This window comes from Frigoribacterium sp. PhB118, from assembly GCF_003751725.1.
Classification (GTDB): domain Bacteria; phylum Actinomycetota; class Actinomycetes; order Actinomycetales; family Microbacteriaceae; genus Frigoribacterium.
This window is the reverse complement of record NZ_RKID01000002.1, coordinates 453,575-476,064: the sequence shown is the minus strand read 5'-3', so window position 1 is coordinate 476,064 and position 22,490 is coordinate 453,575. Positions and strand designations below refer to the sequence as shown.

Below are 22,490 nucleotides of genomic sequence, written 5' to 3'. Positions count from 1 at the left end.
CGTAACCTCGGTCGCATGCGTGCGATCGTGGTCGAGAAGGACAGGGCCGCCGAGCTCCGAGAGCTTGACGAGCCGGTCGCCGGGCCGGGTGACGTCGTCGTCGACGTCACCTGGTCCGGCATCAACTACAAGGACGGTCTCGCCCTGCGCGGTGACCCCGGGGTCGCCCGGGTCGATCCTCTCGTGCCCGGCATCGACCTGGTCGGCGTCGTGGCGTCCTCGGGGTCGTCACGTTTCGTACCGGGCGACGAGGTGCTGGTCAACGGTGCGGGCCACGGCGAGACGAAGGCGGGCGGCTTCGCCGAACGCGTCGTGGTCGACCCGGGCAGCACCGTCCTGCTCCCCCCGGGCATCGACGGGCGGCGCGCCGCCGCCATCGGCACGGCGGGTTTCACGGCGATGCTGAGCGTCCTCCGACTCGAACGCGACGTCGGCCCCGACGACGGCGACGTCGTGGTGACCGGTGCGGCCGGAGGCGTCGGGTCGGTGGCGATCGCGGTGTTGAGCCGCCTCGGGTACTCGGTCAGCGCCTCCTCGGGTCGCCTCGCCGAGCAGGGCGACTACCTCCGCTCGCTCGGGGCCTCGGCCCTGGTCGACCGCGACGAACTGTCCGGTGCGGGGAAGCCGATGCAGCGGGCCCGCTGGGCCGGCGGCGTCGACTCGGTCGGGAGCCACACCCTCGCCACCGTCCTGGCCCAGACCCGCTGGGGCGGCACCGTCACGGCCTGCGGGCTCGCCCAGGGCGCCGACCTGCCGACGACGGTGCTGCCGTTCATCCTGCGGGGCGTGACCCTGGCCGGCGTGAACTCGGTGGAGGCACCGCTCGACCTGCGCCAGCGCGCCTGGGACCGACTGGCACGAGACCTCGACCTCGACCTCCTCGACTCGATGACCGGCGAGGTCGCCCTGGCCGACGTGGTGGGCGCCGGCGAGGCGATCCTGGCGGGCCGGGCCCGGGGCCGGACGGTCGTGCGCGTCGGCGAATCGCACATCTAGAACTCCGGATCACCCATACGTACTCAGCCCTCGGGTTTATGCTCGACATGTCGGCGACCGGTTCAGGGCCGGGTCGACGAACCGACCGACCGCGGTGCCGAGCGCCGCCGACCGTCGGCACCTGACCGCAGACACGACGGAGGCCCCCGATGCCGATCCCCCAGAACGACGACCAGACGCCCGCCCCGCGCCGCCTGTTGCGCGACGTCGTCTACGACAAGATGTTCGCCGCGATCATCGACGGCACCCTCGAGTTCGGTGAGCGCCTGAACGACGACCAGCTCGTGGCCTGGCTGGGCGTCTCCCGCACGCCCGTCCGCGAGGCGATCGCCAAGCTCGCCGACCAGGCCCTGGTCGACATCGAGGCCAACCGCTACACGCGCATCGTCGACCCGTCCTACGGCGAGTTCGTCGACACCGTCGACGTCGGTTACGCCGTCTGGTCCCTCTTCGTCGAGCGGGCCGTGCCCAAGCTCGACAAGGCTCAGCGTGCCGAGGTCGTCGGCCTCCTCGACACCCGGGCCAAGGCCTTCAAGGCGAAGAAGGAAGAAGACATCGCGGGCCTCGTGCGGGCCAACGAGATCCTTCTGGCCGCGGCCGACAGCGAGTCCCTGACGCGACTGTGGTCGAACACCGGCCCGCGCCTCCTGCTGCTCCTGCGTCGTCCGTCGGCCAACGGCATCTTCGACTTCCCGCAGGCGCACGCCTTCACCGTGGCGTTCCGCGACGCCGTGAAGGCGGACGACGCCGCGGCGGCCGCCGCCGTCGTGCGCGAGCAGCCCGCACGCCTGCAGGGCCTGTTCGACCAGGTGCGCGAGGCGGGCATCTACCGCGCGTGACCGTCGCCCCCTCCGTGGCCGCCCCGGTGCCGCCCGTGCTCGACGTCGTCGCTGCACGGGTGACCCGGGGCGGTCGTGATCTGCTGCACGACGTGTCGTTGCGCGTCGACTCCGGCCAGCACTGGGCGCTGATCGGCCCCAACGGAGCCGGCAAGACGACGCTGCTCACGTTGTGCGGTGCGCTCGGCCACCCGACCGCGGGCACGGTCGACGTCCTCGGCCGGCGCCTCGGGCGGGTCGAGCTGAGCGAGCTGCGTCGCCACATCGGCCACGTCGATCCCCGCCACCGCATGGTCGGCGACAACACCGTCCGTGAGGTCGCGCTGACCGGCTTCACGGGCAGCAGCGACCCGGTGCCCCGCTGGGTGCCCACCGACGAGCAAGAGGCGCGGGTCGTCGACCTCGTCGCGAGCGTCGGTCTCTCGTCCCGCCTCTCGGCACGGTGGAGCGTGCTGTCCCAGGGCGAACGCGGTCGGGCGCTGATCCCCCGCGCCCTGGCGTCGCAGCCGGCCCTGCTGCTGCTCGACGAACCGGCGACGGGACTCGACGTCGCGGCGCGGGAACACCTGCTCGACACCGTCGACGAGCTGCGCACGACCCACCGCGCGATGTCCTCCGTGACGGTGACCCATCACCTCGAGGACCTGCCGAGCAGCACGTCGCACGCCCTGCTCCTGCGCGACGGTCGGGTCTTCGCCACCGGACGGGCCGACGACGTGCTGACGTCCGAGCTCGTGTCGGGCGCGTTCGACCACCCGCTCGTCGTCGATCGGGCCGACGGCCGCTGGTCGGCCCGCGCCCGCCGCCGCTGACCTCCGGCCGGTGCATCACGGCGCCACGCGCAGCCGCTGCCGGAGTGCCCGCCACCCCGCCACCCCGCCACGATGTAAACAACCCGCCAAGAGATGATGTGGCGGGTTGTTTACCTCGTGGCGGGATGCGGCGGAGCAGGCATGGCCCCGAGTGACGGGCAGGCGAGCCCGGCGCGCAGAGTCGGCCGAGCCCCCGGCGAGCCGGAACGGAGGCGCGGCGCGCGCTCGAGCGGACTAGTGCGGCGCCTGCGCGGCCGCGGCGGCCTTGGCCGCGGCGGGCACGGCGTCGAGGATGCGCGACACCACGTCGTCGTCGTGGGCCGCCGTGACGAACCACGCCTCGAACACCGACGGGGGCAGGTTGACCCCGGCGTCGAGCATGGCGTGGAAGAACGGCGGGTAGCGCCAGGACTGCTGGGCGCGGACGTCGTCGTAGTCGTTCGGTGCCGTCGGCGTGAAGGCGAACGAGAAGAGCGACCCGGCGCGCTGGACGCTGTGCTCGACGCCCTCGGCGGACAGGGCGGCCGAGACGCCGGCCGACAACTGGTCGGCGACGGTGTCGAGCCGGGCGTAGACCTCGGGCGTGGCGAGCCTGAGCGTCGCGATGCCGGCGGCGACGGCCACCGGGTTGCCGCTGAGCGTGCCCGCCTGGTAGACCGGCCCCAGTGGGGCGAGGAAGTCCATCACCTCGGCGCGACCGCCCAGGGCGGCGAGCGGCATGCCCCCGCCGATGACCTTGCCGAACGTGATGAGGTCGGGCTCCCAGCCAGCGCCGTCCGGGACGACCCGAGCGGCCTCGAGACCCCACCAGCCCGCGCGTCCCACGCGGAAGCCGGTGAGCACCTCGTCGACGATCAGCAGCGAGCCGTGGCGTCGCGTGATCTCGGACAGGCTGCGGTTGAAGCCCCGCTGCGGCGCGAGCACGCCCATGTTGGCGGCGGCGGCCTCGACGATGACGGCGGCGATGCGCGGGCCGTGCTCGTCGAAGGCCGCACGCACGGCGTCGAGGTCGTTGTAGGGAAGGACGAGCGTCTGGGCGGCGGTCTCGGCCGTGATGCCGGCCGAGCCGGGCATCGACAGGGTCGCGACGCCCGAGCCGGCCTCGGCCAGCAGCGAGTCGGAGTGCCCGTGGTAGTGCCCGGCGAACTTCACGAGCAGGTCGCGACCGGTGTAGCCGCGGGCGAGGCGGATGGCCGTCATGGTCGCCTCGGTGCCGGTGGACACCATGCGCAGCTTGCCGATCGGTCGCTGGTCGCCGACGGCGACGCGCTCGCGGACCAGCTCGGCGAGTTCGGTCTCGGCGGGCGTCGACGCCCCGAACGACAGACCGCGCGCGGCCGCCTGCTGGACGGCCTCGAGCACCTCGGGGTGGGTGTGCCCGAGGATCGCCGGACCCCACGAGGCGACGAGGTCGACGTAGTCGCGTCCCTCGGCGTCGGTGACGTAGGCGCCCTTGGCACCCACGAGGAACCGTGGCGTCCCGCCGACGGAGCCGTACGCACGGACGGGCGAGTTGACGCCGCCCGGGATGGACCGCTTGGCCCGGGTGAAGTAGGTGTCGTTGCTCTGCTCGGCCATCAGAACCGCTCCTTCTGGAGGCGCGTGGCCAGTTCGGTGGCCCAGTACGTCAGGATCGCGTCCGCACCCGCCCGCTTGATCGACAGGACGCTCTCGTACGAGGCCGCGTCGAGGTCGATCCAGCCGTTCGCGGCGGCCGCGTGGATCATCGCGTACTCACCGCTGATCTGGTACGCCCACACCGGGACGGTGCTCGTCGCGGCCGTCTCGGCGAGGACGTCGAGGTAACTCATCGCCGGCTTGACCATGACGACGTCGGCACCCTCGGCGATGTCGAGGTCGACCTCGCGCAGGCCCTCGCGCCCGTTGGCGGCGTCCATCTGGTACGTGCGGCGGTCTCCGACCAGCGTCGACTGAACGGCCTCGCGGAAGGGGCCGTAGAAGGCCGACGCGTACTTGGCGGCGTAGGCGAGCAGTGCCGTGCCGCCGAAGCCGGCCGCGTCGAGGGCGTCGCGGGCCGAGCCGATCTGACCGTCCATCATGCCGCTCATGCCGATCAGCTGGGACCCGGCCTCGGCCTGGACGACCGCCATCTCGTCGTAGCGGACCAGGGTGGCGTCGTTGTCGACCGAGCCGTCGGCGGCGAGGACGCCGCAGTGGCCGTGGTCGGTGAACTCGTCGAGGCAGAGGTCGGTCTGCACGACCAGCGCGCCCTGGGCGGCGTCGACGGCCACGCGGGTGGCCACGTTGAGGATGCCCTCGGGGTCGGTCGCGCCCGACCCGACGGCGTCCTTCTCGAGGGGCACCCCGAAGAGCATGACGCCGCCCACGCCGGCCTCGGCGGCCTGCTCGACGGCCCGGGGCAGGCTCGACAGGCTGTGGTGGACGACGCCCGGCATGGACGAGATCGGGGTGGGCTCGTCGATGCCCTCGCGGACGAACATCGGCAGGACGAGGTCGGCGGGGTGCAGGCGCGTCTCGGCGGTCAGACGACGCAGGGCGGGGGTGGCGCGGAGGCGGCGGGGCCGCACTCGGGGGAAATCGGACATCAGTCCTTCTCGGTGGGGGGCGTTCCGGCGGACGGGCCGTCGAGGGCGTGGTCCACCACGGCCTCGACGAGGGCGGCCGCCGATCGGGTCTCGGCGATCAGGTGCACGGGCAGCCCCGCGGCACGGGCGTCGAAGGCGGTGCGCGGGCCGATGCACGCGACGAGGGTCTGCGGGGGCAGGGGCGCCAGCTGGGCGGCGATCTGGCGGGCGACGCTGCCCGAGGTCACGAGGAGGACGCCGATCGAGCCGTCGGCGACGCCGTCGCGCACCTCGGCCGAGACGGGAACGCCCACCGTGCGGTACGCCGAGACGAACTCGGCGTCGAAACCGCGGGCCGACAGCCCGGCGACGAGGGTCGGCTCGGCGAGGTCGGACTGCGGGACGAGCACGCGACCGGTGACCTCGTCGGCCGGCCACTCCTTCACGAGTCCGCGGGCCGAGTTGTCGCCCTCGGGGACGAAGTCGACGCGGATGCCCGCCAGGCTCAGGGCGGCGGCGGTGGTCTCGCCGACCGCGGCGACCCGGGTCGAGGCAGGGGGCCGGATGCCGTTGCCGACCAGGACGTCGACCGTGGTGGCACTCGTGACGACGAGCCACTCGTAGACGCCGGACTCGAGGCGGGCCAGGGCCGCGGCGAGCAGCTCGGGCGTCTCGGCCGGGGCGAAGTTGATGAGGGGGGCGATCACCGGGGCGGCACCGCGCGACCGGAGCGAGGCCGCGACCCCGTCGCCCCACTTGCCACCGCGCGGCACCAGGACGCGCACGCCCTTGAGCGGCTTGTCGGCGGTCACGTGGCGCTGCCCAGGGGGTCACCGCCGGCCGGTCCGCCGCCCAACGGGGCGAACTCGGCCGCACCGGAGTCGAGCAGCTCGTCGACGACACGGCCGGCGACCTCGTGGACGTCGGCGAGGCGCGCGACGAGCGGACCGTCGTCGAGGGAGACGGCGTGCGACGAGCTGAGGCGTCGGCTGCCGTCGGGGCTGTAGACGGTCGCGCTGAGCAGCAGCAACCCGGCGTCGACGACGGCACTGGCACCGACGGGTGCCGCGCAACCGGCCTCGAGCCCGGCCAGCACGGCTCGCTCGGCCGTCACCACGAGGCGCGTCTCTTCGTCCTCGATGGCGGCCAGACCGCGGGCGAGCGCCTCGTCGGGGTCGCCTTCGCGGACCTCGACGGCGAGCGAGCCCTGGCCGGGCGCACTGGGCCAGAAGCCGAGCCCCAGCAGTTCGGTCGCCGCGTCGAGGCGTCCTAGACGGCCGAGACCCGCCGCGCTGAGCAGGACGGCGTCGAGGTCGACGCCGACGCGACCGAGCCGCGTGTCGACGTTGCCGCGGATGTCGACGACCTCGAGGTCGGGACGTCGCGAGAGCAGCTGGGCGGCACGACGCGGCGATCCCGTGCCGACGCGGGCACCCTGGGGCAGTCCTTCGAGGGTCAGCCCGTCGCGGGCGCAGAGGGCGTCGCGGGCATCCGCCCGACCGGGCGTCGCCCCGATGACGAGACCGGGGTGCGTGGCGGTGGGCAGGTCTTTGAGCGAGTGCACGAGCGCGTCGCACTCGTCCGCGAGGAGCGCCTCGCGCAGGGCGCTGGCGAACACGCCGGTGCCCCCGAGCGACGCCAGCGACTCGCCGGTGCCCTGCGAGCGGTCCCCCTCGGTCTTGATGCGGACGAGTTCGACGTCGTGGCCGGTCGTGGCCGCGATGCGGTCGGCGACGGTGGTCGACTGGGCGACGGCCAGCGCGCTGCCCCGAGTTCCGATGCGGATGGTCGCCACGGGGTCAGGGGACCAGGCCGGACAGGGCGGGCTTGAAGCCCAGTCGCACGTTCTCGCAGCAGCCGGGACGGCAGACGTCGTACCAGGGCCCGAGGTCGGTCACGTGGGGGCGGTCCTCGGCGGGGACGCCGTCACGACGCTCGAGCACGAGGTCGACGAGCCCGGTGACGTAGTTCGGGTCGATGCCCGGCGTCGGGGTGCGCGTCGCCCAGAAACCGTTCTTCTCACTGGTCTCCATCGCCTCGTTGTCGAGGTCCCACATGACCTCCATGTGGTCGCTGACGAACCCGAGCGGCACGATGACGACGGCGCGGGTCGGACCGCCGGCCAGGTCGTCGATGGCGTCGTTGATGTCGGGCTCGAGCCACGGCATCGAGGGCGGGCCGCTGCGCGACTGGTAGACGAGCTGCCAGGGGACGGTGGTGCCGCCCCCTTCGGGCAGGTCGAGGTCGAGGGCGGCCTCGGCCGCGGCCATGACGACCTCGGCGACGGCCTTGTGCTGGGCGGCGTAGGCGCCGTCGGCATCGAAGCCGCGCGCCTGGGGGCCGCTCTTGGCCGCGTCGGTCGACGGGATCGAGTGCGTCGCGAAGAGCACCTGGACCTCGGTCGAGAGGTCGAGCCCCTCGTTCTCGGCGCGAGCCGCGACGAGCGCGTCGCGCACGCCGTCGATGAACGGCTGGACGAAACCGGGGTGGTCGAAGAACTGGCGGACCTTGTCGATCTGCATGGTGCCCTCGAGGCCGGTGGCGTCGAGCGCCATGGCGAAGTCCTCGCGGTACTGGCGGCACGAGCTGTAGGACGAGTAGGCGCTGGTCGCGACCGCGATGAGCTTGCGGAACCCGCGCTCGTCGGCCTCGCGCACGGCGTCGGCCATGTAGGGCTGCCAGTTGCGGTTGCCCCAGATGACCGGCAGGTCGATGCCGCGACGCTCGAGCTCGGCCTCGAGGGCGGCCTTGAGCTCGCGGTTGTGCTCGTTGATCGGGCTGACGCCGCCGAAGTGGCGGTAGTGCGTCGCGACCTCTTCGAGCCGCTCTTCGGGGATGCCCCGACCGCGCGTGACGTTGCGCAGGAACGGGATGACGTCGTCCTGCCCCTCGGGCCCGCCGAAGCCGGCCAGCAGGATGGCGTCGTAGTCGGTCGGCTCGGAGACGTGCTCGGGGCCGGAGGCCGCGGCGGGGGTGGCGTTGCGGACGAGCTGCCCGTTGGTGATGTTGCTGGTGTCGGTCACGACAAGACCTCGATGATGTCGGTGGTGGGGATGCGTCGGCCCGTGAAGAACGGGATCTCTTCGCGGACGTGGCGGCGGGCCTCGGTGTAGCGCAGGTCGCGCATGAGGTCGACCAGTTGCACGAGCTCGGGAGCCTCGAGGGCGAGGATCCACTCGTAGTCGCCGAGCGAGAAGCTGGCGACGGTGTTCGTCAGCACCGCGCGGTGCTCGGAGCCCTGCTTGCCGTGCTCGGCGAGCATCTGACGGCGCTCGGCCTCGGGCAGCAGGTACCACTCGTAGCTGCGCACGAACGGGTACACCGTCAACCAGGTCTCGGGTGCCTTGCCCCGCATGAAGGCCGGGCTGTGGTTGCGCGAGAACTCGGCCTCGCGGTGCATGCCCATGGCGTTCCAGGTGGGCAGCAGACCGCCCAGCACGTCGGTGCGCAGCAGCTGCCGGTAGGCCGACTGGACGGCCTCGGGCACCTCGCCATGCAGCCAGATCATGATGTCGGCGTCGGCCCGCAGGGCGCTGACGTCGTAGAAGCCACGGACGGTCACGCCGAGACCCGCCAGGGCGTCGACGACCGCGTCGAGCTGCGGGACGTCGTCGAGCTCGGGGGCGTAGGGGTTCTGCGGGTCGCGTCGCAGCACGGCCCAGAGCGTGTAGCCGAGGCGTTCGACGGGTGGCGGTGTGCTCGCCGCGGCGTCGTCGGACTCGGTCTGGACGGGTGCTGCGGATGAATCGGACGTCGGCAGTACGGGCGCTGCCGCGTCGGCGCTGGAACTCATGCAGCCATTCTCCCTCTCGGCACGCTGGGAGCCCAACCAGGTTGCTCCCGGTCGAGCGAACGGCACCCGATGCCCGCCGGCGGTCGAGCCGACCGGCGAGCCGGGCGAGCGGTCAGCGGCGCTTGACGACCGCGACGACGACGCCCGCGAGGGCCAACGCACCCGCCCCGGCGGCGGCGAGCCACGGGGTCTTGTCGCGGTCGAACGAGGCCTTGGCGCGGTGCCCGGCGATGCCCAACTGCTTGGGCACGTTCAGCTTGTCCTCGAGTTCGTTGAGGGTCGCGGCGAGCTCGGCGCGCGTGCGGTCGATGTGGGCCTGGATGTCGCTGCTGTCGCTCACGGTGCTCCTGTCGGGAACGGGAAGGGTGGGGGTGTCGAGGAGGCGCGTCAGCGCTCGTCGAGGCGGGCGCCGGGGATCGACCCCACGCCCTTGACGGCCTTGAGGTCGGCCTTGAGGCTCGCGATGGTCTTCTCGGGGACCGCCGGGAGCCCCTTCTTGATCGCCTTGTACCCGAGGAACGCGAGCAGGGCGGCGACGAGCAACAGCACGCCGGCGACGATGAGGGCCGACGCCCAGCCGGGAAGCCAGATGGCGAGCAGCAGGACGATGCCGGTCAGGAGGACGCCGAGCATCGCGAAGACGAAGACCAGGGCCCCGACCAGGAAGCCGGCACCGATGCCGAAGGCCTTGAGCGTGCCGATGACCTCGTACTTGAGCAGGGCCAGCTCGCCCTTGACCAGGTCGGTGACCAGCGTCGGGACGTCCTGCACCAGGGCGAAGAGCGACCGCGGCCTGGTCTTGTGCCGCACCTTGTCGCTGCGCGTCGAGTCGGTCATTTCTTGCGGCCGCCGCCGAAGGCCTTGGAGATGCCGCGAGTGATGCCGGTGACGACGGCGTCCACGCCGTCGGCCGTCTTGGCACCGGCGAAGTCCTGGCCCTTGGCGACCTGGCGCTGCACGGCCCGGCTGTTCCAGACCTTGGACGCCCTCTCGGTGATCTGCTCGTACCGGTCGTGGCCGGCGCGGGCGCCCAGCACGAATCCGACAGCGGCTCCGGCGACGAAGATCAGTTTGCCTCGCACGGGGGACTCCATTCGTGGTCGTACGCGCGACGGCATGTGCCGCACACGTCCCTCCAATGTAGCCCGAGGCGGGTGCCGGACGCCCGCGCCGGACCGAAGCGGTCCGACCCCGGGGCCTCAGTCGCGGGACGGGGGCGCCGACAGCGCCGCCACGAGGGTGGCGGCCTGACGACGCGAGTGGGCGATGATCGCGGCGAGCCCCCGTCCCGCCACCGCGCCTCCGGCCTGGACGACCTCGACCACGGGCTCGGTGACGACCGCCGCCTCGGCCCGGCGCGGGGCGTCCCAGGTGGCCCGGCCGAAGCCGACCAGGTGGCGCGCGGCGAGGTCGACGCCGAGCAGGGTCGAGGCGTCGGCGAGCGCCGCGTCGCGCACCTCGACGTCGGGTGTGTCGCGGTCGACGACGGGCGAGTCGAAGCTGAGCCGGAGCACGTGGCGTCCCCCGGCGAGCTCGGCCAGCCAGCTCCACTTGACGGTCGCGTGGGTGAGGGCCTTGGCCCGGAGTCCGGTCGAGCCGGGTGCGACGAGGACGCCCGTGCCCCGGGGCGCCGCGTCGAGCTCCGGCCGGTCGACGACGAGGGTCGCGAGGGTGATCGCTCCGGGCGGCACCGAGGAGGCGCGGGTCGTCAGGGCCACCGCGTCGTGGTCCCCGACGGCCAGCACGACCTGTCTCGCCCGGACGTGCTCACCGCCCGTGGTCTCGACGCCGGTCTCGTCGATCGAACGCACGCGGGTGCCGAGGCGGACGTCGACGCCGTGCCGCTCGAGGTCGGCGACGATCGGGTCGACCAGCCGGGCGAGGCCGCCGCGGATTCCCGCCACCGCCGAGCCGGCCGGGGCCAGGGCGCGCAGTCCGAGCACGGCGGCGGCGAGGCTGCCTTCGCGCTGGAGGGCCGAGCGCAGCCCGGGGGCCACGCGGTCGACGGCGAGCAGGTCGGGGTGGAGCGAGTGGACGCCCGAGACGATGGGACTGACGAGCCGGTCGACGACCTCGTCACCCATGCGCGCCCGGACGAGACCCCCCAGGGTGGTTTCTTCGGCCCCGATCTCGGCGGGCAGGTCGGCGTCCGCGAGCGCGCGGGTCACGCCGGCCTCGCCGACGACGGCTCGCACGTCGGCGGCGGACGGGTCGCCGGGGATGCCGAGCAGCCCCGTTCGCGGGATGGGGAAGGACTCGCCGTCGGCTTCGTGCAGCCAGGCCCCGCGGGGATCGGGCAGGACGATGTCGTCGCCGAGGCCGAGTTCGGTGGCGAAACCGGCGACCGTGCCGCCCCGGGTCGCGAAGCTCTCGGCCCCGGCGTCGAGTGCGATGCCGGCGACCACGTGTCGCGAGACCTCGCCGCCCAGTCGGTCGGATGCCTCGAACAGCACGACGCCCATCCCGGCGGCGGCCAGGTCACGGGCGAGCACGATGCCGCCCATGCCGCCGCCCACCACGGCGACGTCGACGACGCCGCTCGGGGTGACGACGGGCGGGGTCACAGCGTGTGCGCGAGCTCGACGATGCGGGTGAGCACGTCGGGGTCGGTGTCGGGGCTGACGCCGTGGCCGAGGTTGAGCACGTGCGCCGGGGCCGCCCGACCACGCTCGACCACGTCGCGGACGTGCGCCTCGAGCACGGCCCACGGCGCCTGGAGCATGGCGGGGTCGATGTTGCCCTGCACCGGGGTGGAGCCACCGAGGCGACGCGAGGCCTCGTCGAGCGGGATGCGCCAGTCGACCCCGACGGCGTCGGTGCCGACGTCGCGCATGGCGGCCAGCACCTCGCCGCTGCCCACTCCGAAGTGGATGCGGGGCACGTCGAGGTCGGCGACGTGCGAGAGGGCACGGGCCGAATGGCGGGCGACGTGCGCGGTGTAGTCGGCCAGCGAGAGCGACCCGACCCACGAGTCGAACAACTGGGCGGCGCTCGCCCCGGCGAGCACCTGCGCCCGCAGGAAGGCGCCGGTCACGTCCGCGGCCCAGGTGAGCAGGGCGTCCCAGGTCTCGGGATCGCCGTGCATGAGGGCACGGGCGCGGATGTGGTCCTTCGACGGCCCGCCCTCGACGAGGTAGGCGGCGAGGGTGAAGGGGGCGCCGGCGAACCCGATCAGTGGCGTGCTGCCCAGCTGCGCGACGGTCTGGGCGACGCCCGCGGCGATCGGGGCCAGCGCCTCCGGGTCGATCGGCCGCAGGGCCGCGACGTCGGCCGCCGTGCGGATCGGCGTCTCGAGCACCGGCCCACGACCCGGGACGATGTCGACCGAGACGCCGGCCAGCTTGATCGGCACGACGATGTCGCTGAAGAAGATGCCCGCGTCGACGCCGTGACGGCGGACCGGCTGCAGCGTGATCTCGCTCGCCAGGTCGGGCGTGAGGCAGGCGTCGAGCATGGCGGTGCCGACGCGCAGCTCGCGGTACTCGGGAAGCGATCGCCCCGCCTGGCGCATGAACCACACCGGCAGCGCCTCGGGCCGGTCGCCGCGCAGGGCACGGACCAGCGGTGAACGGGTCGTGAGGCCGGCGGCCAGCGGGTGCTGCTCGGGCAGGGCGGAGGTCTGGGTCACGTGGTCGATTGTCCCATCGCCCGCTGGACGTCGCGTCGAGGCGACCCGCGGCCGGCCCCGCCACGGCGGGACCGTCCCGGTCGGATCGCCTCGAACGCGCGAGCGGACGAGGAGGCGCGGGTCAGGAGACCGCGACGACCATCTTCCCGACGTTGTCGCCGCGCATCAGCCCGGTGAAGGCGTCGAACGCGTTGTCGATGCCCTCGACGACGGTCTCGTCGTACACGACGTCGCCGGCGGAGAGCCAGGGGCCCATCTCGGCCTGGAACGCGGGTGCGAGGTGGCGGTAGTCGCCCAACGTGAAGCCCTTCATCGTCAGACCGCGGGTGACCATGTTGGTCATGCCCGTGATGCCGACCGGGGCGCCGGTGGAGTTGTAGTTCGCGATCGAGCCGCAGAGTGCGGCACGACCGCCGGTGCGGAACGAGGCGAGGGCGGCCGACAGGTGGTCGCCGCCGACGTTGTCGAAGTAGAGGTCGATGCCGTCGGGCGCGGCCTCGGCGAGCAGCTCGGAGACGTCGCCGTCCTTGTAGTTGAACGCGGCGTCGAAGCCGTACTTCGAGGTCAGCAGCTCGACCTTCTCGGCCGAACCGGCGCTGCCGATCACGCGCGAGGCTCCCTTGAGGCGCGCGATCTGGCCGACCATGGTGCCGACGGCCCCGGCGGCACCCGACACGAAGACGACGTCGCCCTCGCGGATGCCGGCGATCTCGGTGAGGCCGACGTACGCCGTCAGGCCGGTGAGGCCGAGCACGCCCAGGTACGCCGACAGGGGCACGCCGTCGACGGGCTGCACGGCACGGAACGTGGCCGCGCCTCCCTGGGCCACGTCGCGCCAGCCCTGCTCGTGCAGCACGACGGTGCCGACCGGCAGGTCGTCCGAACGCGACTCGACGACGCGGCCGACGGCCCCGCCGGTCATGGTCTCGCCGAGGGCGAAGGGCGGGACGTACGACTTCACGTCGTTCATGCGACCGCGCATGTAGGGGTCGACCGACAGGAACTCGTTCTGCACGCGGACCTCGCCGTCGCCGAGCTCGGGCAGGGTCACCTCGACGCGGGCGACGTCGTCGGGGGTGGGCTCGCCGTGCGGACGGGCGACGAGCTGCCACTGGATGCTGGTGGTCGAGGTCATGGTGTCTCCTTGGTTCGATGCGGTGCGGGCCGGCGGCCGGAATGCGGCCCCGGGCTCCGTTGTTGCAAGCTGCAACTGTCGTGTGGCATTCCCGGCCACTCGACGTCGAGTCAACGCCCAGCCGAAAACGCCGATCAGAGTTAGGATCACTCAGTGCTCATCTGCCTCACGGCGTCCCACCAGAACGCCAGCTTCGACCTCCTCGAGAGGCTGAGCATCGGCGCACCCTCGGCGGCGGGCACCCTGGTCGACGGCAGCGACTTCGTCAGCGGGGCGGTCGTGCTCGCGACCTGCAACCGGTTCGAGGCCTACCTCGACGTCGACGAGCCCCTCACCGCCGGCAGCGCCCTGGCCGTCGAGGCCACGATCGAGACCATGAGCACCGCCAGCGGCGTCGAGCCCGACGACCTGCGCGACAGCGTCCGGGTCATCACGGGTGACGAGGTCGTCGAGCACCTGTTCGCCGTCAGCTCGGGCCTCGAGTCCGTCGTCGTCGGCGAGGACGAGATCTCGGGCCAGGTGCGCCGTTCGCTCGAGCGCGCCCGCCACGACGGCACCACCTCGCGCGACCTCGAGCGCCTCTTCCAGAAGGCGTCGCAGACCTCCCGGGGCATCAAGAACCAGACCAACGTCGGAGGCGCGGGCCGGTCACTCGTGCGCCTCGCGCTCGAGCTGGCGTCCTCACGGGTGACCGACTGGTCCGAGGCGCGCGTCCTCATCGTGGGCACCGGCCAGTACGCGGCCACCACCGTCGCCGCGCTCCGCGACCGCGGCGCCGACCAGCTCGCCGTCTACTCGGGTTCGGGCCGCGCCGAGTGGTTCGGCCTCAAGCACGCCGCGACGCCGTACGACGACCTCGCCACCGCCGTCGCCTGGAGCGACGTGCTGATCACCTGCACCTCGACCACCGAGCCGGTCGTCACCCGCGACGTCGTCCTCCCCGGCGGCCGCCGCCTCGTGATCGACCTCGGGCTGCCCCGCAACGTCGACCCGCTCGTCGCCGGCGTCGAGGGCGTCGAGCTGCTCGACCTCGAGACCATCAGCCTGCACGCGCCGCTGCCCCAGCTCAGCGCGGCCGACGACGCCCGCGCCCTCGTCTCGTCCGCGGCCGCCGAGTTCCAGGCCGTCGCCGCCGAACAGTCGCTCACGCCGTCCGTCGTCGCGCTGCGCAAGCACGTCTTCGACCTGCTCGACGCCGAGATCGAGCGCGCGCGGTCGCGCGGGGACTCGTCCGACCGCACCGAATCGGCCCTGCGACACCTCGCCGGCGTGCTGCTGCACACCCCCTCCGTCCGGGCACGCGAGCTGGCCCGAGAGGGCCGGGGCGACGAGTTCCGCGACGGCCTCGAGGCGCTCTTCGGCGTGACCGACGGGCGCCGCGCCTCCTCGTCGTCGCCGTTGCGCGCGGTCGACGACGAGCGTCAGGCCTCGGCGGGCTGATCGCCCCCGGACGCCGGTGCACCGGGCCGACGTCGTCGTGCCCGAGGATGGCCTGATGGACACCATCGTCGTCAGCGCACTCGCCCTCGTCCGTGACCGTCGGATGCTGATGGTGACCGCCCGCGGCCGTGACGTGCTGTACCTGCCCGGCGGCAAGCTCGAGGCCGGCGAGACCGCGGCCGAGGCGCTGGTCCGGGAGTCGCGCGAAGAGGTCGGCGTCGAACTCGACTCGACGACCGTGGCCGAGCTCTTCACCGTCGTGACGCAGGCGCACGGCGAGCCCGAGGGTCGGCAGGTCGCCATGACGGTCTTCGCGGCCGAGCTCTCGGCGACGAGCCCCGAGCCGGCGCCCGCCGCCGAGGTCGGCGCAGTCCACTGGGTCACCTCGGCCGACGCGGGCCGGTGCCCGCCGGCCGGTGTCGCGACGCTCGAGCGCCTCCGGGGGCTCGACCTGGTCGACTGAGTCGGCGCAGGGGGCACGGCCGGGCCGCGGCTCGGCGCGGCTCTCGACTCAGTGCGGCAGCCGGCTCGGTGCGGCACCCGGCTCAGTGCACGTACTCGAGGGCGTCGATGCCCACGGCCCGCAGGGCCTCGAGCGCCCGGAGGCGGTGGGCGAGGGTCAGGTCGTCGAACGTGACGATCACGCAGTACGCGACGCTGCGGCGCGGCCCGCGGAGCACCCCGAGCTCGGAGCGCACCCCCGGGTCGCCACCGGTCGCGTGGACGATCTGCAGGTCGTGGTCGAGCCGCCGGTGCCCGAGCGGATCGAGACCGAACGGTGCCGCGACGAGCGACGTGTCGGCGCCCAACGACAGCCAGCCGAGCACCCGGTTCGACACGGCCCGGTCGACGACCTCGCCGCGGGCGAGGGACACCATGAGGCCGCCGAGTTCGTGAGCCGTGCCCACGGCCAGCGCGGGCGCGTCGTCGGGGCCACGGGACGACCGGGTGACGTCGAGGAGGGCGGTCTTCGTGAGACCGAGCGACTCGCCTCGTGCCCGCACGGCGGCCAGGCCCACCCGGCCGATGAGCGCGTCGATCGCCGCCCCGTCGCGGAAGGCCCCGACGAGCGTCGCCGCGTCGGTCACCGGGAGGCTCGTCCGGCGGAGGTAGGGCCAGAGGCCACCGGGCCCCTGGTCGCCGGGGTCGCCCGGCCGGTCGAGTTCGTCGAGGGGGCGGAGCGTGCCGTCCTCGATGCGGGCCGACACCTCGACCAGGAGCAGGACGGCACCGAGCTGCCCCACCGGCAGCGCCACGTGCTCGTCGACGCTCAGCAGGTCGGCCCCCGCGTCGAGGTCCCTGACCGAGGCCGAGACCTGCCCACCCGCGAGCGCCAGGTCGCCCAGGGCGGCGAAGGACGCCGAGAACGACTCGAGCGCGCGCCCGCCACCGTGGCGCGGCTCGTGGTCGGCGCCGTCCCCGTTCTCCCGTCGGGCCCGACGGCCAGGCACCTGACCTACCAAATGGTGACGCGCTCCTCGGCCGGCAGCCACAGGGCGTCGCTCTCGGTGACGCCGAACGTCTCGTAGAACTCGTCGATGTTGCGCACGATCTGGTTGCACCGGAACTCGTTCGGCGAGTGCGGGTCGATCGAGACGAGACGGATCGCCTCTTCGTCGCGCAGCTTGATCTGCCAGGCCTGGGCCCAGCTCAGGAAGAACCGCTCGGCGCCGGTCAGGCCGTCGATCACGGGCGGCTCGCTGCCGTCGAGCGAGATGAGGTAGGCCTTCCAGGCGATCGAGAGCCCGCCGAGGTCGCCGATGTTCTCGCCGATGGTGAGGGCGCCGTTGACGTGGTGGTCGGGCACCTGCTTCGGGGCGAGGGCGTCGTACTGCGCGATGAGCGACGAGGTCAGCTCCTCGAACGCCTCGCGGTCGGCGGGGGTCCACCAGTCGGTCAGCTTGCCGTCGCCGTCGTACTTCGAGCCCTGGTCGTCGAAGCCGTGGCCGATCTCGTGGCCGATGACGGCGCCGATGGCTCCGTAGTTGGCGGCGGCGTCGCGCGTCTCGTCGAAGAACGGGAACTGCAGGATCGCCGCGGGGAACACGATCTCGTTCATGCCCGGGTTGTAGTACGCGTTGATGGTCTGCGGCGTCATGAACCACTCGTCGCGGTCGAGCGGCTGGCCGATCTTGCCCAGCTCGCGGTCGAAGCCGAAGGCGGCGGTGGCCCGCACGTTGCCGACGAGGTCGGCGGGGTCGATCGACAAGGCCGAGTAGTCGCGCCATTTCTCGGGGAAACCGATCTTGGGCGTGAACTTCTCGAGCTTGTCGAGGGCCCGGGCTCGGGTCTCGTCGGTCATCCACTCGAGGCCCGTGATGCTCTGTCGGTAGGCCTCGACCAGGTGGCCGACGAGGACGTCCATCGCGGTCTTGGCCTCGGGCGCGAAGTGCCGCTCGACGTAGATGCGGCCGACGGCCTCGCCGAGGGCGCCCTCGACCAGCGAGACGCCGCGCTTCCAGCGGGCGCGCTGCACGGGGGTGCCGGTGAGGGTACGACCGTAGAAGCCGAAGTTCGCCTCGACGAAGGGCGTCGACAGGTAGGCGGCCATGGAGCGGACGATCTGCCAGCGCAGCCAGTCGCTCCAGGCGTCGAGGCGGTCGTCGGTCAGCAGCGAGGCCAGTCCGGTCACGAACGACGGCTCGCGCACGACGAGCTCGTCGAAGACGCCGGCCGGGCCGCCCACGGCGTCCCGCCAGGCCGTGAGGTCGACACCCTCGGCGAGCGCGTCGAACTCGGCCCAGGGCAGCAGGTTGTAGGTCTTGTCGCTGTCGCGGGTGGCGACGTTGCTCCAGTGGTGCGTGGCGAGGGCGGTCTCGAGCTCGACCACGCGGTCGGCGCGGGCCGAGGCGTCGTCGAGGCCGGCGAGCCCGAGCATCTGCTCGACGAACGCCCGGTAGGCGGTCCGCACCGACTCGAACTTCTCGTCGCGGTAGTAGGACTCGTCGGGCAGGCCGAGGCCGCCCTGCTCGACGAAGACGACGTACCGCTCGGGGTCGCCCGGGTCGTTGTCGACGAAGAGCTGGACGAAGCTCGGCATGCCCTGCTTCTCGAGCGAGCCCAGGAGGCGCGTGAACGAGGTCACGTCGGTGACCGTCTCGACCTCGGCCAGGAGCGGTTCGAGGGGTGCGGCGCCGAGCGCCTCGATGCGCTCCTCGTCGGTGAAGCTGGTGAAGAGGTCGCCGACCTTGCGGGCCTCGGTGCCGGGTTCGGCGGACTGGGACTCGACCACGATCTCGCGGACGGCCTTCTCGGCCTCCTCGGCGAGCAGGTAGAAGGAGCCGTAGCGCGCCTTGTCGTCGGGGATCTCGGTGCGGTCGATCCACGCGCCGTTGACGTGCCGGAAGAGGTCGTCCTGCGGGCGGACCGCCGGGTCGAGTTCGTCGGTCTGGATTCCGCTGCTCAGTGCGTCGCTGGTCATGCCCGTCAGCCTAGGTGAGGCCCCCGACGGCGGGCCGGGCCGGACCCGTTGCGGCCCGGGCTGACGGGGCCGTCCCAGGAAACACGGAGGAAACGGCACCCCCAGTACAGTTCTCGACATGGCACTCCCCTGGGCACTGCACGGCGACGGCAAGACGGTCGACCCGACCGAGATCGTGGCCCCGGAGGAGCGGCTCAGCTGGCCGCGCACCATCGGCCTCGGCGGCCAGCACGTCGTCGCGATGTTCGGCGCGACCTTCCTCGTGCCGATCATCACCGGGTTCCCGCCGAGTACGACGCTGTTCTTCTCCGGCATCGGCACCCTGCTCTTCCTCATCATCACGAAGAACCGCCTGCCCAGCTACCTGGGCTCGTCGTTCGCCTTCCTCGCCCCGATCGCGGCCGCCACCGACGTGGGCGGCATCCCCCTCGCGCTCAGCGGCATCATCGTCGTCGGCGCCCTGCTCGCGGTGATCGGCCTGGTCGTGAACCTCGCGGGCACCCGCTGGATCGACGCCCTGCTGCCCCCGGTGGTCAGCGGCTCGATCGTCGCCCTCATCGGCTTCAACCTGGCCCCGGCCGCCCGCGACAACTTCGCGCTCTCGCCGGGCATCGCCCTGATCACGCTCGCCGCGGTCGTGCTGAGCGCCGTGCTCTTCAAGGGCCTGCTCGGCCGCCTGTCGATCTTCGTCGGCGTCGTCGTCGGCTACGTCGCCGCCGTGATCACGGGCGCCGTCGACTACAGCGCCGTCGCGGCCGCGCCGTGGGTGGGCCTGCCGACCTTCATGGCCCCCGCCTTCGACCTCGGGCAGCTGCCGATCTACCTCGGCTTCCTGCCCGTCGTGCTCGCCCTGATCGCCGAGAACGTCGGCCACGTCAAGGGCGTCGGCCAGCTCACGAAGCGCAACCTCGACCCGCTGACCGGCCGGGCACTCTTCGCCGACGGCCTCAGCACGGTGCTCGCCGGCCTCGGCGGCGGCTCGGCGACGACCACCTACGGCGAGAACATCGGCGTGATGAGCGCCACCCGCATCTTCTCGACGGCCGCGTACTGGGTCGCCGGCGTCGTGGCGATCCTGCTCGGGCTGTCGCCCAAGATCGGCGCCGTCATCTTCACCATCCCGCCGGGGGTGCTCGGCGGCGTCACGACGGCGCTCTACGGGCTCATCGGCGTGATCGGCATCCGCATCTGGGTCGAGAACAGGGTCGACTTCAGCCGCCCGAAGAACCAGCTGACCGCCGGCGTCGCGCTCATCATGGGCATCGCCGACTTCACCCTGGCCCTCGGGGGCGCGAGCTTCGGCGGCATCATCCTCGGCACGGTCGCGGCCATCGTCGTCTACCACCTCATGTCGGCCGTGGGTCGGGCCCGGGGCACCGACTGACGGTGGGACGCCGCCGTGGCGAGCCGTCCCCGGTGACGACCTCGCGCCTCCGTTCGCCCTGGGACCGACGCATCGTCTCCCTCGCGGCGCCGGCGCTCGGCGCGCTGATCGCCGAACCGCTCTTCCTGCTGACCGACACCGCGATGGTCGGGCACCTGGGCACGGTGCCCCTCGCCGGGCTCGGCATCGCGAGCGTCGTGTTGCAGACCGCCCTCGGCCTGCTGATCTTCCTGGCCTACGCCACGACGCCGACCGTGGCCCGACGGCTCGGCGCGGGTGACCGGCCCGGAGCGATCCGCGCCGGCGTCGACGGCCTCTGGTTCGCGCTGCTGGTCGGGGTGGTGCTCGCCGGGGTCGGGGCACTCGTCGCCCGCCCCCTCGTCGGCCTGTTCGGCACAGAGCCGGCCGTCGTCGACGCGGCGGCGACCTACCTGACCGTGTCGATGCTCGGCCTGCCCGGCATGCTGCTCGTGATCGCGGCGACCGGACTGCTGCGCGGCCTGCAGGACACCAGGACGCCACTGGTCGTCGCCACGGTCGGCTTCGCGGCGAACGCGGGCCTGAACGCGCTCTTCCTCTACGGCTTCGGCTGGGGCATCGCCGGCTCGGCCGCGGGGACCGTCGTCGCGCAGTGGGGCATGGCCGCCGTGTACGTGGTGATCGCCGTCCGTGCCGCGCGGGCCGTCGGGGCTCCGCTGCGTCCGGGGCTGGCCGGCGTCGGTCGCACGGCACGCTCCGGCGCGTGGCTGCTCGTGCGCAACGCGTCCCTGCGGATCGCGATGATCGCGACCGTCTGGGCCGCCGCCTCCTCGGGGGTGACCGGGCTCGCGACGATCCAGGTCGCACTCACCCTGTTCAGCACGCTGGCGTTCGCCCTCGACGCACTGGCCATCGCCGGCCAGGCCCTCGTCGGCCACGCGCTCGGTCAGGGCGATCGCGAGGCGGTGCGCGCCGTCACCCGCCGGCTGATGCTGTTCGGGGTCGGCGGCGGTCTGCTGCTCGGCGTGCTGCTGGCCGCGGTCTCGCCGCTGCTCGCACCCGTCTTCAGCGGCGACGACGCGGTGCGCGACCTGCTGCCCCGGGTCGTGCTGGCGATGGCCGTGGGCATCCCGCTGGCCGGCTTCGTCTTCGTGCTCGACGGCGTGCTCCTCGGCGCCGGCGACGCCCGCTACCTCGCCCTCGCCGGCGTGGTCAACACGGTCGTCTACCTCGCGATCCTGATCCCGCTGGAGGCGCGGGTCGGGCCGGACGCGCGGGGCACGGTCGCCCTGTGGCTGGCCTTCGGCCTGGGCTACATCGGCATCCGCGCCGTGACGCTGGGCCTCCGGGCGCGGTCGGACCGCTGGATGGTCGTCGGCGCCGGCTGAACCCGGGGTCGTGGGTCGGCGTCGGCGAGGAGGCGTCGGGGTCGGGCGTCAGCGCGCGGGCGGACCCGTGGTCGAGCCGGGGCGGAAGACGCTCGTGAACGTCGTGCCCTCGACGGGGTCGCCGGCGAGGAGTGCGAGCACCGCACGACCGGCCGCGCGGCCCTTCTCGACGGCGGGCTGGACGACCGTCGTGAGGTCGGCGGCGCGCGGGTCGTCGAGGCGCACGCCGTCGTAGCCGACGACGCTCAGGTCGCCCGGCACCGACAGCCCCAGGTCGTCCGCCGCCGCGATGACGCCCGACGCGAGCAGGTCGCTCTGGGCGATGATCGCCGTCGGCCGCTCGGCCTCGGGCACGTCGAGCAGGCGCAGGCCGGCGCGGTGCCCCTCGCTCGTCCAGCTGCCGCGGGTGGCCAGGCCGCCCACGCCCGGGAAGACCTCGCGGGTGCCGCGCAGCCGCTCGAGGGTCGGCCAGGAGGTGCCCCGGGCCACGCGCGCGTCGGTGAGCTCGTCGTCCCCGTCGCCGCTCGACCGGCCGGGGCCGAGCTCGAGCGCGACGACGGCGACCCGTCGGTGGCCGAGGTCGTGCAGGTGCTGCGCCAACAGGCGGGACGAGCCCACGTTGTCCTCGGCGATGTCGAGCACGCCCTCGGTCGGCGGGGCCTCGATCGAGACCACCGGGATGCCGCGCCGACGCATGATCGACACGGACTGGTCGAGGCGGGTGCTGCAGCCGAACAGCACGACGGCGTCCACCGGGGCGTCCAGCAGGCGGGAGCGCTCGCCCGCGGTCTCGGTCAGCAGCAGCAGCGAGTTGTCGGCCGGCCCCGTGACGTCGGCGATGCCGTCGAGCATGGCCACGTTGATCGGGTCGCGGAAGGCCGTGCTGAGGGTGGACTCGAGGACGGCGCCGACGATGCCGGAACGCCCACGCCGCAGCGACCTCGCGCGGGGGTCGGGCCCGGCGTAGCCGAGCTCGTCGGCGGCGGCGAGTACCCGCGCGCGGGTCTCGTCCGAGACGGGGCCGGTCCCGCTGAAGGCCAAGGAGGCGGTGCTCGCGCTCACCCCGGCGACCCGCGCCACCGACGCGAGGGTCGGCCTCGCGGCGACGTCGCCCTCTGCCCGGCTCATG

22 protein-coding genes are annotated in these 22,490 nt (G+C 73.2%); 7 read left to right on the top strand and 15 right to left on the bottom strand.

The window, feature by feature from the left end:
- Positions 1 to 15 precede the first annotated feature (15 nt).
- The 3 genes from EDF21_RS09310 (at position 16) to EDF21_RS09300 (ending at position 2,647) form a co-directional block, all read left to right on the top strand.
- Complete coding sequence (locus tag EDF21_RS09310; protein ID WP_123571144.1) at positions 16 to 996, top strand: MDR family oxidoreductase; 981 nt, start codon at positions 16 to 18, stop codon at positions 994 to 996.
- A gap of 149 nt (positions 997 to 1,145) precedes the next feature.
- Positions 1,146 to 1,835 carry a GntR family transcriptional regulator gene (locus EDF21_RS17070; RefSeq protein WP_123571143.1) on the top strand — a complete coding sequence of 230 codons (690 nt, stop codon included), beginning with the start codon at positions 1,146 to 1,148 and terminating at the stop codon, positions 1,833 to 1,835.
- Positions 1,832 to 2,647 (top strand): ABC transporter ATP-binding protein, encoded by an 816-nt coding sequence (locus EDF21_RS09300; RefSeq protein WP_233568435.1) that lies wholly within the window; start codon positions 1,832 to 1,834, stop codon positions 2,645 to 2,647. Before EDF21_RS17070 ends, EDF21_RS09300 begins: the two co-directional genes overlap by 4 nt.
- 234 nt (positions 2,648 to 2,881) lie before the next feature.
- Here EDF21_RS09300 and hemL read toward each other — a convergent pair whose 3' ends face one another.
- The 12 genes from hemL to EDF21_RS09240 form a co-directional block, all read right to left on the bottom strand.
- Complete coding sequence (gene hemL, locus EDF21_RS09295; RefSeq protein ID WP_123571142.1) at positions 2,882 to 4,225, bottom strand: glutamate-1-semialdehyde 2,1-aminomutase; 1,344 nt, start codon at positions 4,223 to 4,225, stop codon at positions 2,882 to 2,884.
- Positions 4,225 to 5,214, bottom strand: coding sequence for a porphobilinogen synthase (gene hemB / locus EDF21_RS09290; protein WP_123571141.1), 990 nt, complete (start codon positions 5,212 to 5,214; stop codon positions 4,225 to 4,227). Before hemB ends, hemL begins: the two co-directional genes overlap by 1 nt.
- Complete coding sequence (locus EDF21_RS09285) at positions 5,214 to 6,005, bottom strand: uroporphyrinogen-III synthase (protein ID WP_043595220.1); 792 nt, start codon at positions 6,003 to 6,005, stop codon at positions 5,214 to 5,216. Before EDF21_RS09285 ends, hemB begins: the two co-directional genes overlap by 1 nt.
- Positions 6,002 to 6,988, bottom strand: a complete 987-nt coding sequence (hemC, locus tag EDF21_RS09280) for a hydroxymethylbilane synthase (RefSeq protein WP_123571140.1) — start codon at positions 6,986 to 6,988, stop codon at positions 6,002 to 6,004. The genes EDF21_RS09285 and hemC overlap by 4 nt, the downstream gene beginning before the upstream one ends.
- 4 nt (positions 6,989 to 6,992) lie before the next feature.
- A complete protein-coding gene (locus EDF21_RS09275; RefSeq protein WP_123571139.1) occupies positions 6,993 to 8,216 on the bottom strand; it encodes a ferrochelatase in 1,224 nt (407 codons plus the stop codon).
- Positions 8,213 to 8,986 (bottom strand): hydrogen peroxide-dependent heme synthase, encoded by a 774-nt coding sequence (gene hemQ, locus EDF21_RS09270; RefSeq protein WP_082460100.1) that lies wholly within the window; start codon positions 8,984 to 8,986, stop codon positions 8,213 to 8,215. Before hemQ ends, EDF21_RS09275 begins: the two co-directional genes overlap by 4 nt.
- A 112-nt stretch (positions 8,987 to 9,098) precedes the next feature.
- Positions 9,099 to 9,326, bottom strand: coding sequence for a DUF3618 domain-containing protein (locus tag EDF21_RS09265; RefSeq protein WP_158612897.1), 228 nt, complete (start codon positions 9,324 to 9,326; stop codon positions 9,099 to 9,101).
- A 47-nt stretch (positions 9,327 to 9,373) separates the two neighbouring features.
- Positions 9,374 to 9,823, bottom strand: coding sequence for a phage holin family protein (locus EDF21_RS09260; RefSeq protein ID WP_054147459.1), 450 nt, complete (start codon positions 9,821 to 9,823; stop codon positions 9,374 to 9,376).
- Positions 9,820 to 10,068, bottom strand: a complete 249-nt coding sequence (locus EDF21_RS09255; RefSeq protein WP_043595360.1) for a hypothetical protein — start codon at positions 10,066 to 10,068, stop codon at positions 9,820 to 9,822. Before EDF21_RS09255 ends, EDF21_RS09260 begins: the two co-directional genes overlap by 4 nt.
- A 117-nt stretch (positions 10,069 to 10,185) precedes the next feature.
- The gene (locus EDF21_RS09250; RefSeq protein ID WP_233568434.1) at positions 10,186 to 11,550 is read right to left on the bottom strand and encodes an NAD(P)/FAD-dependent oxidoreductase; all 1,365 of its coding nucleotides are present in this window, start codon (positions 11,548 to 11,550) and stop codon (positions 10,186 to 10,188) included.
- A complete protein-coding gene (hemE, locus tag EDF21_RS09245) occupies positions 11,547 to 12,614 on the bottom strand; it encodes a uroporphyrinogen decarboxylase (protein WP_199736306.1) in 1,068 nt (355 codons plus the stop codon). The genes EDF21_RS09250 and hemE overlap by 4 nt, the downstream gene beginning before the upstream one ends.
- Positions 12,615 to 12,735: 121 nt before the next feature.
- Complete coding sequence (locus tag EDF21_RS09240; RefSeq protein ID WP_123571138.1) at positions 12,736 to 13,749, bottom strand: NADP-dependent oxidoreductase; 1,014 nt, start codon at positions 13,747 to 13,749, stop codon at positions 12,736 to 12,738.
- A 153-nt stretch (positions 13,750 to 13,902) separates the two neighbouring features.
- On the opposite strand from EDF21_RS09240, the gene EDF21_RS09235 reads away from it, so the two are divergent.
- Both EDF21_RS09235 and EDF21_RS09230 read left to right on the top strand, forming a co-directional pair.
- Positions 13,903 to 15,189: a glutamyl-tRNA reductase gene (locus tag EDF21_RS09235; RefSeq protein ID WP_056044137.1), complete on the top strand. Its 1,287-nt coding sequence runs from the start codon at positions 13,903 to 13,905 to the stop codon at positions 15,187 to 15,189.
- A 55-nt stretch (positions 15,190 to 15,244) separates the two neighbouring features.
- Positions 15,245 to 15,652, top strand: coding sequence for an NUDIX domain-containing protein (locus EDF21_RS09230; protein WP_123571193.1), 408 nt, complete (start codon positions 15,245 to 15,247; stop codon positions 15,650 to 15,652).
- 82 nt (positions 15,653 to 15,734) lie between these two features.
- On the opposite strand, the gene EDF21_RS09225 is transcribed toward EDF21_RS09230, so the two are convergent.
- Together EDF21_RS09225 and EDF21_RS09220 are read right to left on the bottom strand one after the other, a co-directional pair.
- Positions 15,735 to 16,640 (bottom strand): serine hydrolase, encoded by a 906-nt coding sequence (locus EDF21_RS09225; RefSeq protein ID WP_123571137.1) that lies wholly within the window; start codon positions 16,638 to 16,640, stop codon positions 15,735 to 15,737.
- A gap of 5 nt (positions 16,641 to 16,645) precedes the next feature.
- Positions 16,646 to 18,610 (bottom strand): M13 family metallopeptidase, encoded by a 1,965-nt coding sequence (locus EDF21_RS09220; RefSeq protein ID WP_123571136.1) that lies wholly within the window; start codon positions 18,608 to 18,610, stop codon positions 16,646 to 16,648.
- Between the two features lie 118 nt (positions 18,611 to 18,728).
- On the opposite strand from EDF21_RS09220, the gene EDF21_RS09215 reads away from it, so the two are divergent.
- Complete coding sequence (locus tag EDF21_RS09215; protein WP_123571135.1) at positions 18,729 to 19,994, top strand: uracil-xanthine permease family protein; 1,266 nt, start codon at positions 18,729 to 18,731, stop codon at positions 19,992 to 19,994.
- 32 nt (positions 19,995 to 20,026) lie between these two features.
- Positions 20,027 to 21,361 (top strand): MATE family efflux transporter, encoded by a 1,335-nt coding sequence (locus EDF21_RS09210; RefSeq protein ID WP_123571192.1) that lies wholly within the window; start codon positions 20,027 to 20,029, stop codon positions 21,359 to 21,361.
- Positions 21,362 to 21,409: 48 nt separating this feature from the next.
- On the opposite strand, the gene EDF21_RS09205 is transcribed toward EDF21_RS09210, so the two are convergent.
- Entirely contained in the window at positions 21,410 to 22,489 is a 1,080-nt protein-coding gene (locus tag EDF21_RS09205) for a LacI family DNA-binding transcriptional regulator (protein WP_123571134.1), read from the bottom strand.
- Position 22,490: the final 1 nt, after the last annotated feature.